Below are 14811 nucleotides of genomic sequence, written 5' to 3'. Positions count from 1 at the left end.
GCATCACACCAACATCGGTCTTGCGCTCTCACCGGTCGGCCAGTCCGACCGGTCGGGTGAGCCTCGGGCCGATGCATTTGCGCTTATCACGAGGTCACGCGTCGAGCCGCGGGTATGCAGGAAAACAGGATTGGCTTGATGGATCTGAGATATATGCCCAGCCTTAGGAGAGGTTCATTTCACGATCTGATAGCAAAACCCCGAAACTCATTTCCAGGTCTTCACTAAATAGCCTTCCGTCGATGCGCTGCGCACCTATCGCTCGTTTTCTGTCGTCATGCCTTTCCGCCGATAGCAGCAAACTTTACGCCAGGCGCAAATCAACCAGTGGATGCAGCTTTTTCAAATTCGGAAGCGATTTTGCTTGCCAGGGATATTGGTTGGTGCCTTTCACAACGAGCTGAAGCTCGTCCATTTTCCTGGCCTCGATTGTCAGTTTGGCAAGCAGGTTTATGCCGGAAGAGTTGAGGAACTCGAGGCCAGTCAAGTTGAATATTACCTGTTTGTGACCTCCATGGAGCAGCCCCAGTATCATCGAATGAATAGGCGCGTAGGCGTCGGGTCCTGCCAGCCGAAATACACCATCTAGATATACTTCGTTGTTTTCAGCCCATACACGGAAGTTTTCGTCCCTGATTTCCATTTTTCGCTCACAGATTGGAGGAGGGCGGTAAAGCCACCAAGGCTGTCGTCGTCAGTTTGAATTCGTCCTCGTCGGCCTCTTCGAATGCCCACGCCATTTTTGCATCATAATCGCTTAAGAGGGTGAGCAAACCCAAACCGGAGCCACTCCCTTCGGATATGGCATTGCTTTCGATTCGTTCCAGAAGGAGTTCCCCAGGTTCCGTCGAGCGAAGTCGGTGCAGCAGTTGCTGCAGACGAGATGACGATGCGCCATCGATGTTGTTCGTTATCCTCATGAAAAAGCATCCGTCGGATATTCCGGCTTCGATGAGGATTTCTCCTGGCCGTCGAAATTTTACGGCATTTTCGATCAGCTCGTTGCTGAGATAGCCGATGTCGTGATGGGCTTGCGTGTAGTCTCTCTTCGAGTGGGAATAGGGCAGCGCCATAACTTCTGCGATAAAGTCCGAAGTCATGCCCGAATGTTTCCACCCGAGTTGAAGCGGTCCGTCGTGCAAGGTCAGACGCGTGCTTGCATCCAGGTTCTCACCTGCAAGAGTTTCGATTCCATATAACGTCGGTGTCATGCATCACCTGTGTCGTACTGCGAGAAGTGTGATGTCGTCATGGATCTTATGTGACCCGATAAAGTGCATTAATGCCGCCACGATTCCGGAGACGACTTTGTCGGCACTTTCGTTCTTGACGCGAAGTGCCTCGTGGCACAGACGTTCAATGCCAAACAGTTCTCCAGCGTCGTTTTCGGCTTCCGTCACGCCGTCTGTGTGGAGAAGAATGAGGTCGCCCTTCTCGAACGCTATCCTGCGCGTCTTGATGAACTCGGAAATGTCGGCCTGCAGCCCGATCGGTATTCCGAGATCCATCGTATCAATACGCTCGATCTCACCGTTCGTCCGTATAACGATCACCTCTTCGTGCTGGCCGGACAGGATCATTTCTTTTCCATCGTAATCAAGGAACGCCAAAGTGAGGTGCTTGTCGATCTTGGTTCTCACGATATTCTTGAAAAGCGCACTATTAAGGTCGGTGAGAAATTTGACTGCATCGGCATTGCCTGCCTCCTGCAGCGCGCGAGCGACCGACTGAACCATCAACATCAAGACTCCGCTTTCGAGCCCGTGCCCGGCGACGTCGCCAATGCCGATTTTCAGGCGATGGCCGCTTTTCAAAACATCGTAATAGTCGCCACCGACCTCCTCTGCGGGTCTCATATATGCCGCTATTTCCAGCGCCTGCACTTCGTCGAGCTCCTGATGCAACGGCAGCACCATCAGCTGGATTCTCTCGGCGACGGCCAGTTCCGTCCCAAGCCGTCGATTTTCTCGCTGAAGCTGAGCGTTCAACGTGGAAATCTCTTCCTTTGCATCCTCGATCTGCGCCGTTCGCTCCTCGACGAGTTGCTCGAGATTTTCGGTGTGGAAGCTGATCTCTTCGGCCATCCTGTTGAATGCTTCTCCGGCCTCGCCAACCTCGTCTCTGCTGGCGATGGCAACCCGTACCGAGTAATCCTTCGTCTGGATCCTTCTTGCGGCATCGGCGAGAGCACTGATACCGCTCGTTATTCGCTTTGATGCTGCAAGCACCGCGATGGTGACGATCGCCAGCGACATCGCGATTGCCAGGATCTGATAGAGCACGATGCGGTTCGTGGCCTCGGAAATCTTGGCTTGCGCCGCATACAGGGAAGCGTCGATTTCCCGCTCGGGTACGACCAGGACGAGGGACATCGCTTCTTGGCGGATCGGGCCGCTGGACCAGAGATTGGTCGCAGGGAGTTTCTTCACGATCACGATGTAGGGAACTTTTTGCCCGTTTCGTTCCAACAATAGATGCTGAATGCCCTGTTCGCGGTCCAGGGCCATTTTCGCAATTTCTGGCTGTGAACTTCCCTTCAACGACCGCTCTAGCCCAGTCACGCCTGTTCCGCTCGCATCGCTCGCGGATCGCAGGCCCAGAGTTTCCTCGCCTGTATGGTTGATCGCGACGACGTTCCCGTCGGACATTGCGAGAAGACCAAACCCGGATTGGGCCACTTTAACGTTTTCAACGGTCTGCGCGAGTTGGTCGAGCGTAATGTCCGCGCCAGCGGCGCCGGCGACGTCCTTCCTGTCGGCTGTCCATAGGGGATGAAAGAAACTCACGATGAGCTTCCCGGTAATCGCATCGGTATATGGCGCTGTCTGCGTGATATCCTCTGCGACCGGCCGCGAATTCATATTGGCGGCCCAGCCCTGCCAAGATTCGTAGAGCCCGGGAAAAAAGAAGTGCCAGAAATTTTCATTGTTGTGACCGGGATAGAGACGATCGAAAGTCTGGGCTTGGTCCGTATATGGTGCGGTTCTGAAAATCGGCCTTTCCTTCGGGCCAATGTAATACATCTGGAGTTTGGAAGAACCGTGCTGCAGCAAACTCGGGGCTACGATGTCGAGAACCGCACTCGTCTGGATGTCGGCTTCGACATCAGGTCTGGGACTGTGGTCGGGCCTCAGCAGGTAGCCCCAGACACTCACAACGGAGACCGAGCCCGGAGCGTTTTGAGACCAGTTGCCCTTCTGGTCATAAGCGAGGTTCACGGCGCCGGGAGAGGTTCGGGCGATTGCTGCGCCGACGTCGGAATTGCGCTGTGGATTGTCGATTTGTGCCTGAAGCACGCCAGCCAGCTCGCCAACATCGCTGTGGACCTGCCGAAACAACAAACTGACCTGGGCAGCGGTGGAGTCGGCATATGTCACGATATATTCCTGGCTTGCCGCCTCGAGGCCTTGCCCGACCTCCAGCGTTGCGTCGCGTGACAGCCGTTGCACATTCCAGAGTGCCAATCCTCCGCTCACCAGCAGATCGAACAGGACTGCTCCGCCGACGACCAATATGAACTTTGCACGGAACGAGCCCAGCTTTATCGGTCTTTTCGAAAATCTTCCGCCCATCATGCTGGCTTTCGGCCGGACGCCGCCCAGATCGGCCAGCCCGCATAGCCCTTCGGATGAAGGGCCGCGAAAACGTGGTCTTTAAACCCCTGCCTGAACCTGCGAATGAACTCCGGCGTATCCCCCCGGCGGACAGCCATCTGGCCTGCATAGACGTTTTCCCAGGCTTCGATGATGTCGGCGAAGTCCTGGGGATCGCCGTCGAGGTTCGTTACCATGAAAGCATCGACCTTGATCGCGTCAAAGCCGGCGTCGGCAAGCAGATGGCGGCTTTTCGGCCCCATCTCGACATCCATGTCGAAGTAGCTGAACAATCTGGCGACTTCTTCATATGTCCACCTGATCGTTTCCGCATGCGGCTCCCCCAGGCAATGAGAGTTTTTCTCGTTGGTAATATAGACGCGACCGCCGGGCTTGCAGATGCGATAGAGCTCGCGCAGCAGTATCTCCGGACGATCGAAAATCTGGAGAGAATGCCGGCACGTCACAAAGTCGAATTGATTGTCCCGAAGCAGCATCTGGGACGCGTCGCCATAAGTGTATTCGATTTCTTTCAAATCGAAGTCCGCAGCCACTCTCCGGGCGTATTCCAGGCTGCGCACCGAGTGATCGAGCGCAACAAGGCGGGACGGCTTGAATTCCCGTTGAACCAAGGCTGCGAAATCACCAATCCCGCAGCAGATGTCCGCAACAGCGAGACCGCTACGCAGACCGTGACGAGGCAATAGTTCCTTCTCATGCCTCCAGGTCATTTTGGTCTGAGTACGGAGAATGGGAATGAACGCCTCGTCCTCCACGAAGCTCTGACCCGGATAAAATGCCGAGTCATAAACCGCCACCGTCAAGTTGGGGTGGTGTTTTGCCAGCTTTTCAAAAACCGGGGTCGACCATTCCATCACGCTTGAGGTTACAATGACGATCTTCCGCTCCGGCCTCGTCCGGCAGCTTTCCGCAAGGATATCTGCGAGGGCCGAAAAGGCGGTCATGTTGATATGAGTCAGACGTTTGACATTGAGGTAAACGACCCCGCTGTACCTCTCCAGACTTTGCTGCACCAGCGACAGGGCATCGGCAATTTCTGCAGCACGTTCTGGCCGTATCTTGCCGGACAGGACCACCTCCTGGTTTGTCGGATCAAAAAGAACCGAGAAGGGTGCTGCGTGGTTCATCGAAAATCCTCGGCCAAGGGAAAATCCGCGACGATCCTCGTGCTCCGCACACCGTCCGTTTCGATCCGGATCGCTGTGCGAAATATTGTCGCCAAATCTTCTAGCAGCGCCGTCGTGCCGGCCGTGGACACCTTGCCATCTCCTGCTTCAACGACGAGATCAGGGCGGGCCTCGATCAATCTAGTCTCTGTGTGACGGCCACCGGACATGTCATGATACGGGAGTTCAATTGTCAGGCGATTTGTCGTTGCGTTTCGATGGAGGCTGAAACTCATCAAACCTGATTGACCCGACCAGCGGAAAGCAAGCTCAACAAGTTCGTTCGCCGCGACCGAAAGAAAATTCGAATATCGGGCGGGATCGCTCTGGCCCTGGCCAAGGATATCAGAGAGATATTCGGTAATTCTGTCGCAAAATCTCCATTCGGATTTCACCAGCGCGACGTCCATTTCCAGCGACAGCATGAGGGCGAATGGATGGTGATCGATGCTTGATGCTATCTCTTCCAATACATCCTCCGTTGTACTTGGATGGCGCTTGCCGTCCTTGAAACGTGTCGCAACGCTCGCACTCACGATGTTGCGCGGCTTTGAGATGCTGTCGTCCGATGGATAAATTCGCTGATCGCCGCGATCGGCAGCGGTCTGCTGACCAAATAGCCTTGCAGCCTGTCGCATCCTGCTTTGCGCAGCCATTCCGCCTGCTGTTCCGTCTCAACCCCCTCGGCGGTTACGCGCATGTGGAGGCCGTGAGCGAGCTCAACGACACAGCGGACGATTGCCTGGCTTTTGAAATCGCTCTCGAGATCCGTAATGAAATACCGATCGATCTTTATCGTGTCGAAAGGGAATGTCTTTAGATAACTGAGGGATGAATACTCTGTCCCGAAGTCGTCGAGGGCGATTCTGATGCCGAGCACATTGAGAGTATTGAGGGTGTCGATGTTGTTGACGGTTCGCTCGAGCAGAACGCTTTCGGTTATTTCGAGCTCAAGGCGATCCGATGGAAATCCGACAAGATCCAGCGTTTGAGAAATCCGATCGGTAAGGCCATTTGTCAGGAATTCAGCCGCCGATACATTGACGGCGACGATGTAGTTCTGAGGCCAGTTCATCGCTTCCCGGCAGGCCTGTTCCAAAACCCATGCACCTATTTCCGGCATCAAGCCATCTGCTTCGGCCATCGGAATGAAGGTGCTTGGAGGAATACTTCCGAGCAAGGGGTGGTGCCACCTCAGGAGCGCTTCGAAACCGACGATGGTACTGGCCTCCACGATCGGTTGGTATTCCATCGAGAATTGGTGTTTTGCCAAGGCCATTCGAAGGCTGCGGCGCAGCAGTTCGCGCTGCTCCAGCAATTCAAGCATTGAAGGATCAAACGATTTTGCGCGACCGCGACCTTCCTTCTTCGCCGCGTAGAGTGCGACGTCGGACGCCTTCATAAGTTGCTCGGGACTGGCGCCATCCGGCGGAGCGCTCGAGACACCAACACTGCTACCGACAAACACCGCGATGCCATCGATAGTGAAGGGTTTTTGAAATTCCGAAACAATGGCTTCCGCCAGTTGGTGACCCTTGAGCGGATGTCCCGGGCCCATGGAGATGACCATGAATTCGTCACCTGCGAGGCGATAGGCCCTGTCGTCTTCCGCAAGGCATCCTTGAATGCGGCTTGCAGCAAGTTGAAGAAGCTTGTCCCCGGCCGGATGTCCCAGCGTGTCGTTCACGGGCTTGAAGTCGTCGAGGTCAAGCTGCATCAGAGACAAGGTCTCGCCGGAGGCAATTATTTCCGTCAAGGACGTTGCGAGATCCTCGCCAAACTGGCGTCGATTGGGCAGGCCCGTCAACGGATCGTGGGTTGCCAGATGCAGTAGGGTTGCCCGTTCGTCATCAAGGCGATCGCCGGATCGAACAACGGCGTACATATTGCCGATCTGAAAGATGGTCAGTCGTTGCGAACCAGGTTTGCTGAGATTGACCGATAATCGCAGGGATTGGACGCCTTCGCCCATTGACTGGAGTGCCTGAGTGGTTGCCGATTTGTCCAGCTCCGGAAAATGCTCCCACAGCGACATCGCGGGTGTAAGCGCGGCGGGCAGTTCATCGCCCGGCAAATTTCCAATCGGATTGAAATCGCGGTCAAAGAACAAAAGCCTATCGATCGGACTCGAGGCATGTTCCTGTCTATTTTCAGGAGCCGTGCCTGCGGCACGAGCTTTACGCATGTCTGAGCTCTCCATGGTCGAATTTCCCTGAGAACGATCACCGCAACTGAACGCCGCCACAATATATCTATGAATTTTCTAATTTAGGTAGTGATGATTAAAAATGTTCAAATCTCCTTCCACGCGAGCAACACAACCTTCGGCAGGCGTGTCAATCGCCGTGCCGTCCTCAATATATATCTAAAAGTGTAGCTGTGCGAGAGAGCTAAGTGCGTAGTCTCAGAATATGGAGTGGCGTCATCGACGCTGAGCCGTAGGAAAGGGGATGTAGTGGTCTCGTTCTGGTCCGCCGCCGTCCCGAGGAGGAGATTGAAACGGGATTTCCGCTAGCATAGATCGGCTGGCAAGCGGGATCTTGGGCCGCACCAATAGGGCAAGCAAGGCCTCTGTCTAGAAGTTAACTTCAACTTCTCGAGGTCTTGGCCAGCATCTCGCTCAGCGTTGCTGCCGACAGCATGGCTTCCGCCAAAAGCTTCTTGAGCTTCTGGTTCTCTTCCTCCAGCGCTCGCATTTTTTTGGCGTAGAGACTGACATTGCCGAATTGCAGGGACTGCCACCGATAGAAGGTCGGCTCGCTGATGCCATACCTGTGGCAGACATCCGCTACCGTAACCCCGGCCTGGTGTTCCTTCAGAATGCCCGTAATCTGGTCGTCATCGAATTTTCTCTTGCCCATCACCGGTCAGTCCTCGCGAAATGCTCTGTTGAAACTATCGAGGAGTGGCCTGACGGCATAGAGCGCCACGCTGCTTTGACCCGTTTCAATCAGTGTCTGCGCGGGCATGCCGGCGACCAGTTCGACATTTCTCATTTTCGCCAGCCGCTCGTCCGTTACACGGATCGTTGCGGCAAAATAGGGCTGGCCGCTCTGCTGATCGATGAGACGGTCGGCCGATACATATTCGACACGACCTTTCAGGAGCGGGACGCGCCGCTGATTGTAGGGAAGGAGGTGAACCTGTGCCTCGAGCCCCGCACGGACGAGGTTCATGTCTTCCGGTCTTACGTGGACGGACACGATGAGGCGATCGGAGCGCGGCAGGAGATCGACGAGCGGTTCGCCCGCGCCGACCACGCCACCGGCCGTGTGGATGCGCAGGTTCATGATCGTTCCATCTTCTGGAGCCCGGATATCTGTCCTTGCAAGCTGGTCGTCGATCGCCCGCAAGCGCTCGCGCAATTGCATGATCCGGCTTTCCGTATCGCGCATGCCCTGGGCGACTTCGCTCAACCGGTCGCTCTCAAGCTTTGCGATATCGGCCTGGGACTCGCTGATCACCTGGTATGCGCGAGAGATCTGCGCCTCGACCTGCCCCTCCTGGCCATCGAGATCTGCCTTTTCCCGCTGGAGGTTGAGAAGCCTGCTCTTTTTTTCCAGTCCCTTGGCGTTGAGGGTCGTAACCTGATCCATCTCCTCGCTCGAGATTGCGGTTCTGCCGGCCAGTGCCGCCTTCTGCGCGCCAAGTCCGGCGATTTCCTGCCGCACCTGCGCGATCTTTTCATTGGCGATCTGGATTTCCGCCTGCATGACGCGCCGGCGGGCTTCGAAAATTTTCTGCTGCCCGGTCAGGATCGCGCCGACCGAGGGATATCTCTCCATTGCTGCCCTGAGATCCCCGGGATAGGTGACATGGTCGGCCCCCGTCTGCTCAGCGAGAAGGCGCGCACGGCTTCCTTCGGCGTCCCAAAGTTGCCCTTGAATGCTGTCGCGCTCCGAGCGGAACTTGGTATCGTCGAGCTCTATCACGATCTGCCCGCCCATGACCGCATCGCCGTTTTTGACGAGGATCCGCCGCACAATCCCGCCTTCCAAATGCTGAATGGTTTTGCGGCTGGTTTCCGGTTCGATAACGCCGGATGCAACCGCAGCGCTTTTAAGCGGCGCCAGAACCGACCAGATACCCAATCCGACGATGAAGACCAGGATCAAAAGGTTGCCCGTCCAGACAACGCCTCTGAGCCCGGGCATGGGCGAGGGCGGCGCGGGCCCGCGCTGTTTCGGATCGATGACCGGGAAAGAGCCTGCCTGTCGCCTGGCTGGCGCTGTCGATCGGTGAGCCAACCGCAAACCCGTCTTCGACAGGTCTGAAAATCTCGCCAGCGCTGCGTCCAACTGAACAAAGGTCACGGCCGCATCCTTCCCTATGTTCCTGTTCGAGATGGTGGCTGAAGATAGGTATCGTAGATACGGTCGCTGTCGCCGAAGGCAGCCACCGTCCCGTTGCGCATGATGGCAATCTTGTTGGTGACCGGCAGGATCCCCATCCGGTGCGTTATGACGATGACGGTCATCCCGCGGGATTTCATGCGCTCGATCGCCGTGAACAGCATGCGTTCGCCTTCATAATCCAGGCTCGAATTCGGATCGTCGAGAACGACGAGAGATGGATTTCCATAGGCTGCGCGCGCCAGTCCCAGCTGTTGGCGCTGAGCCCGAAGGAGCAGGTTTCCCCCTTCGCCGATATCGGTCTCGTAGCCCCGGGGAAGCCGCATGATCGCTTCGTGCAATCCGACCAGCTTTGCGGCGTCGATCGCCTTGCCGGGATCTCCTCCGTCCAGCCGACCGATCACATCCTTGATCGCTCCGCCGAAGAGTTCGATGTCCTGGGGCAGGTATCCGACATGGCGGGTTCCCCCGCAAAGGCGCAGGGTCGAGATATCCACGCCGCCGAGAAGAACACATCCGCTCGTGGCCGGCACGACGCCGGCTATGACGCGACCGAGCGTTGATTTTCCCGATCCCGACGGACCAATCAGCGCTACGCAATCGCCAGGTGCCAGGCGCAGGGTGATCCCGGTCAATATCGGCCGATCGGCGAATGGCCTGACATAGCTGACATTATCGAGCACAAGGCCGTTAGGCTCCGGAACCGGCACTATTCTCCCATCGTGTTCCGAGGCAACTGTTATCAGCATTCTGTTCAAGCGATTGAAGGCATTGCGCGCAAACGTGAAGGAGCGCCATGCCCCGATTGCGCCCTCGATTGGCGCAAGCCCGCGCCCGAGCAGCAGGCTCGCAACGAAGATGATGCCGGGACTGCCGCTGTTTACGAGCACCAGCCATGTCGCCGATCCCATCATTAGGATCTGCGCGAGCGTGCGGATCGATTTGGAGAAACCAAGAATGATTTCTGTCCGATGCATCGCGACGTCCAGCGCCTTTCTTCCCATTTCTGCATCGCGATAGACGATCTGTGCAGCGCCATCCTGCATGCCCATCGCCCTGATCACCTCGATGTTCTTGAGCGCGGTCGCAAATCGGATATAGCTGCTCGAAAGCGCAAAATTGGCCTGGGTAAGCGGCTCTTTCGTCGCCACTTCCGTCAGGAACGCAAACAGCAGAAGTGCAACTGCGCTCAGAAGACCGATGGTCCCGAGCAGCGGATGAACGAGAAAGAGCAGGAGCAGGAATACTGGCGCCCAGGGAACGTCGAAAAAGAGGGAACTGGCCGGTGAATCGAGAAACTGGCGCAATGCGGCCAGGTCCCGGTAGCACTCCGTGGCGGCTCCCGTATCGGCAAGAGTGGCGTATTCGAATGATGCGGTGAGCACCATGGGCCGCAGCCTGTGGTCCAGCCAGCTGCCGATGCGCGAAAGAGCTGCCCTGCGCACGATATCCAGCATCGACCCGACCAGGACGGCAACGGCGATGATCAGGGTCAGCATCAGCAGCGTGTCGGCGCTCCGGCTCGACAGGACCCTGTCATAGATCTGCAAGAGATAGATGGAAGGCGCAAGAAGAAAGAGATTGTAGCCGCAGCTATAGAGGAAGACCAACCCGAAGGCGCCGGCGCAAGCTCGAAGCGCCACAACGAGGTGGGTCTGCGGGCGCAATGGTTTTATGGAAATCGTTGCCATTATCAGATCTCGCTGCATTTGATACTGACACGAAGAGGCTGCTTGCCGGTTCAGCAATACAGGAGGGTCGCCAGCCGAAGCCGGCGACCCTCAGAACCTTGAGTTCACGAGCCGAGATGGCTGACGTCGATATGGCCGAAGGCGTTTATGAAATGATCGAGAGCATTGTTCACCGTCGTCGTTTCGGGATTTGTGTGAACGACTGCTGACGAGATGTCCCCGCCGAGAGCGTTGTTACCGTTGCCGCCGTTGCCGCCGACGCCTGCCAGGATGGTGGCATGCTGATCGGCCACGAGCTGGGTATACTGTGTTGCAGTCGTAGCCGCATTCACCGTAGCCGTATCGCCGCCGCTCGTGTTTCCTTGGCTGCCGTTAGAGGTAGCAGCCCCTCCTGCGCCGCCGGCGCCACTGGTGAGCGATGCCAGGAAGCCGTTTTGGGCCTGGCTGAAACCGCCGGGTCCACCGCCGCCAGCGTCCCAATCTGCCCCCTGCCAAACGTGATCGCCGTTGTGCAGATGGGTATCTGCCCCGTAGACCGTTTGAACGGGATCTACATAAGCAACCGGGTTGTAGTCGATATTGCCATGGTTGATGCCATCGCCGCCGTTGCCGGCATTTGCGTCACCCGCATCAGGGTTGTGGAGATAGATCGTGTCAGACAATTGTGGAATAGGCATTGATATCACTCCTTCTACTTCGTTTACTTCGTTTCGTCCGAGTTCCTTCTACGGCTTTTCCCTACGGTGTGGGTATTCAGGAAGCCACCGCCAGCCAATACAACCGCGTGCAAATATTGCCTGCGATTTAAACTTTAAACTATCTAGATATTCGGAGACGTTCTTTTGGATGTATACTTCTATTCCGCGCGACGTTATTTGGTGTGAACTTGGTCACATGGCGGGAGATGGTATTGTTATGGTCATGTCTGTGTCCTCCCGCTTTTCGAGGCACAGGCCATCCGAAGGAGCCAGCTCTGTTGCGGGGTTCTCATCAGGCTGCCCCCCGCAAATGCGCCCTTTTCCCGCGCTGAGAGACTCTCATGAGCGGCGGCGCGAGCGGAGTGCAGGATGCCGGGCCTCCAACCGGAAGGCGGATCTGACGCTGGCAAACTCGCTTAACGAGCGCCGCCTTCATCACAGCCAAATGGCTACAGAACCAGCCGATGGGATGTAGCCGAATTGCAGGCTCCGCTTTTCGTCCGTTCAGATGCACAATACCTGAGCAATCCAGGGCCTGAACAATTCAGCCTGCATCCGCTGCACGCTCGTTGGCCGTGCGGTTGTCCGCGGAATGGAGACGGTAATGACGGAAACTCGTCCCTTATCGGAAGACCTGCCCAAGTCGGGCTCCGATCAAAACCTCGCCCCCAACGTGGCCGCGGGGCATCTGGCATTGGTGCCGACCTGGCTTCCATTGGATGTCGCCTCCGGTCCAGGCTACAGCTCAGCCGGCAGCGGCGGTGATGGAATAAGCGACGGCGTGATCAGCAGCAATGCATTGGCCGTCTTCATGCCGTCCAATGCCGCTATTACAGGACCGCATTCGAGTGCCGACGCCTTCCAGGGCAATGATGCGCTCATCAATCAGCATCCCACCGAAATGGCCGGGATAGGCGGGAATGGCGGAAGCGGCAACGTTGCCATCGGCAGCGGCGAGGGCGCCAGTCATGCCGGCAGCGGCGGCATGGGGCTCTTCTACGGCGGGCTCGTCAGCACCGAAACCGCGCTCTTTGTTCCCGTCAATACGGCCGTGGCGGCGGGCCCCGGCGGGGAGGCTCACGCCCTGCAAACGAACAACGCACTCTTCCTGCAGGGCGCAACCCAGATCGGCGGTATGGGCGGCTCGGGCGGAGACCATAATGCTGCGGGCCATGACTCGCTGAGCCCGGGAACGTCACTGACATTGAACGGCGACTTTTATGCGGGCCACGGCGGCAATGGATATTTCGTCGGCAGCATGGTCGACATAAGTATTGCCATATTCTCACCGATCAACATCGCCATCGGCGCGGCAGGCGGCTCGGCTGAGGCTCATCAGACAAACAATGTCATTTTCGATCAGGGCGCCATGCAGATCGCCGGCATCGGCGGCAATGGCGGTGGCTTCAACCTGTCGTCGGACACGATCTTCACCGGCAACCATGCGGGCGGAGGCGGCGGGACCGGATCGTCGACCGGCAGCATGGTCGACGTCAATTTCGGCTATTTCCATCCCATCAACATTGCCGTTCCCGCCGGCGGGACGGCGGACGCGCAACAGGTCGATCATGTTCTCTATGACCAGCATGCGCTCCAGATGGCCGGCATCGGGGGCCATAGCGGAGAGGGTAACCTCACGGACGCCCATTCGGCTCTCGTAGACGACATTCTGGGCTTCATGCACAGCTAGAGCATTTCCGGCGAAAACAGATTCGCCTTCAATGCTCTAGCTTATTGTTTTCTCTGCAATTCCGGACGCAAAACCGGTTCCCACTTTTGCTGGAATTGCTCTAGCGCATTTTCACTTGCATCGCGGAAGCTCAGCCGCACGAGGCTGTTCCTCGTGGCATTTTTCAAGCCATTGTTGAATTGCTTCCTCCGCCGGGCTTTCGTCTCCTGGGCCGATATGACACGGAACGGCCGGCTCACTGAGATACCGAACGTCCCACCATGATCCTATCCCCATTGTCCTCGATTTCGCCCCAGAGGCCGCTGCCTCGGGCCGGCATCCGGCAGTGCCGGCGCTGTGCTGCCAGAGTGAAAAGGATGCCAATCGGTATCTATGCGTCGTTAACACCCTAGTTTTTCAGTAATCATAAAGGGTTACCGGCGATCTCAGGCTTTTGTCGCCTTTCGCGTCGGTCGTCTTGCCGTCGAGATCCGCCACTGATTTGAACTGAGATATGGACACAAGGCCGAGCCGATCGGCAACTCACTATATCCAACCGCTCTTTCCTGAACGGATCTATAGCAGATCACCTGCCTTTTCAGTGCCTTTGAAAGCTTTGTTGACCCGCTTGCCATACGTGAATTCGACGAAGACTGGTAAGTCTGCAGCGGCAAGTCGCTTCAATAGCTCCTTATAGATAAGCTTTCGAAAGTGCTCTACGGCCCCAGTTGTCTCTCATCGGATTCTTATAGACTATAAGAATTATCATGAGAGTTCAGACTATTGATTCCCGTAATACACTCATTTTTTCTCATGACATGAAGCGAGAACAGGAATAATGTGAGCGGCTGTTGGGTTGCAAATCTTCTGGGGAGCACGAAAGTGTCCGACAGTGCTAAAACTAAGCGCCGTATGGGGCGCAATGCACCAACTGTGATCATAATCGAACATTCTACACTGGCACGCACCACCGTCGTGAAGCTGCTTGAGCATGAGCTTGCCGGGTGGAACTTTATCGATTTGATCTCGACTGAGAGTCTCGACAGGGCTCTTGGAGCTGAGGTGCGTTTGATTGCATTGGATTTGGCCGGCAGAAGCATTGAGAGCATCAGCCTGCGTGATGACCTTGCGGCAATTGCTGCACGTTTTCCTGAGGCTCCTGTCACGTTGCTCTCAAGTACGGATGACGTCTTCATAGCCCGTCAGGCGCTCACGATGGGTATCCGTGGCCTCTTCTCGACTTCACTCGGTATTGACATCGCTCTTGCCGGTCTCCGTCTTGTACTGGCAGGAGGAACATTTTTCCCGCAGCTGCTGGGAGCCGTTACGAACGGCCCGCAGCAGTATATTCCGGCCAGGAACGAGGCCGAGAAAAGCCTGGATGACAGGATGCAGTATCTGGCGATTGCCGACTTCACCCCCCGCGAGGCGGATGTGCTGGCAGAGTTGCAAAGTGGCTGCTCGAACAAGGTCATTGCGGGAAAGCTCAATTTGTCGGGGCATACGGTGAAGATGCATCTGCAGCACATCATGCGCAAGCTGCAGGCGCAGAACCGCACCGAGGTGGTTGCTCGCCTGGTTCAAAGAGCCGCCGGCGGGCATGACGTCGCCCCGAGTTAGG

The 14811-nt window shown here is 56.6% G+C and carries 12 protein-coding genes; 2 read left to right on the top strand and 10 right to left on the bottom strand.

The window, feature by feature from the left end; all coding sequences use genetic code 11:
- Nucleotides 1-304: 304 nt before the first annotated feature.
- From FHX06_RS33060 to FHX06_RS33015, 10 genes are all read right to left on the bottom strand, one after another.
- Entirely contained in the window at nt 305-643 is a 339-nt protein-coding gene (locus tag FHX06_RS33060; protein WP_112545418.1) for a slr1659 superfamily regulator, read from the bottom strand.
- A 7-nt stretch (nt 644-650) separates the two neighbouring features.
- On the bottom strand, nt 651-1211 hold the full coding sequence (locus FHX06_RS33055; RefSeq protein WP_112545417.1) for a slr1658 superfamily regulator: 561 nt from the start codon (nt 1209-1211) through the stop codon (nt 651-653).
- A 3-nt stretch (nt 1212-1214) separates the two neighbouring features.
- Nucleotides 1215-3575, bottom strand: coding sequence for a SpoIIE family protein phosphatase (locus tag FHX06_RS33050; protein WP_183882428.1), 2361 nt, complete (start codon nt 3573-3575; stop codon nt 1215-1217).
- Nucleotides 3572-4741, bottom strand: a complete 1170-nt coding sequence (locus FHX06_RS33045; RefSeq protein ID WP_113210286.1) for a class I SAM-dependent methyltransferase — start codon at nt 4739-4741, stop codon at nt 3572-3574. The genes FHX06_RS33050 and FHX06_RS33045 overlap by 4 nt, the downstream gene beginning before the upstream one ends.
- Nucleotides 4738-5250 (bottom strand): hypothetical protein, encoded by a 513-nt coding sequence (locus tag FHX06_RS33040; protein WP_113146466.1) that lies wholly within the window; start codon nt 5248-5250, stop codon nt 4738-4740. Before FHX06_RS33040 ends, FHX06_RS33045 begins: the two co-directional genes overlap by 4 nt.
- Before the next feature lie 62 nt (nt 5251-5312).
- Complete coding sequence (locus FHX06_RS33035) at nt 5313-6965, bottom strand: putative bifunctional diguanylate cyclase/phosphodiesterase (protein WP_113210374.1); 1653 nt, start codon at nt 6963-6965, stop codon at nt 5313-5315.
- A 403-nt stretch (nt 6966-7368) separates the two neighbouring features.
- Nucleotides 7369-7641 (bottom strand): transposase, encoded by a 273-nt coding sequence (locus tag FHX06_RS33030; RefSeq protein ID WP_112545414.1) that lies wholly within the window; start codon nt 7639-7641, stop codon nt 7369-7371.
- 6 nt (nt 7642-7647) lie between these two features.
- Nucleotides 7648-9093 carry an HlyD family type I secretion periplasmic adaptor subunit gene (locus FHX06_RS33025; RefSeq protein ID WP_113146465.1) on the bottom strand — a complete coding sequence of 482 codons (1446 nt, stop codon included), beginning with the start codon at nt 9091-9093 and terminating at the stop codon, nt 7648-7650.
- A gap of 14 nt (nt 9094-9107) precedes the next feature.
- Nucleotides 9108-10823 (bottom strand): type I secretion system permease/ATPase, encoded by a 1716-nt coding sequence (locus FHX06_RS33020; RefSeq protein WP_113209133.1) that lies wholly within the window; start codon nt 10821-10823, stop codon nt 9108-9110.
- A gap of 104 nt (nt 10824-10927) precedes the next feature.
- A complete protein-coding gene (locus FHX06_RS33015) occupies nt 10928-11500 on the bottom strand; it encodes a PE-PGRS family protein (protein ID WP_112970376.1) in 573 nt (190 codons plus the stop codon).
- A gap of 625 nt (nt 11501-12125) precedes the next feature.
- Here FHX06_RS33015 and FHX06_RS33010 point away from each other — a divergent pair.
- Together FHX06_RS33010 and FHX06_RS33005 are read left to right on the top strand one after the other, a co-directional pair.
- Entirely contained in the window at nt 12126-13211 is a 1086-nt protein-coding gene (locus tag FHX06_RS33010; protein WP_113201787.1) for a hypothetical protein, read from the top strand.
- Between the two features lie 891 nt (nt 13212-14102).
- Nucleotides 14103-14810, top strand: coding sequence for a helix-turn-helix transcriptional regulator (locus tag FHX06_RS33005; protein WP_183882467.1), 708 nt, complete (start codon nt 14103-14105; stop codon nt 14808-14810).
- The last annotated feature ends 1 nt before the right edge of the window (nt 14811 follow it).

It is taken from the genome of Rhizobium sp. BK512, assembly GCF_014194915.1.
GTDB lineage: Bacteria > Pseudomonadota > Alphaproteobacteria > Rhizobiales > Rhizobiaceae > Rhizobium.
The sequence above is the reverse complement of the archived record's forward strand: the minus strand, read 5'-3'. Positions and strand labels throughout refer to the sequence as shown.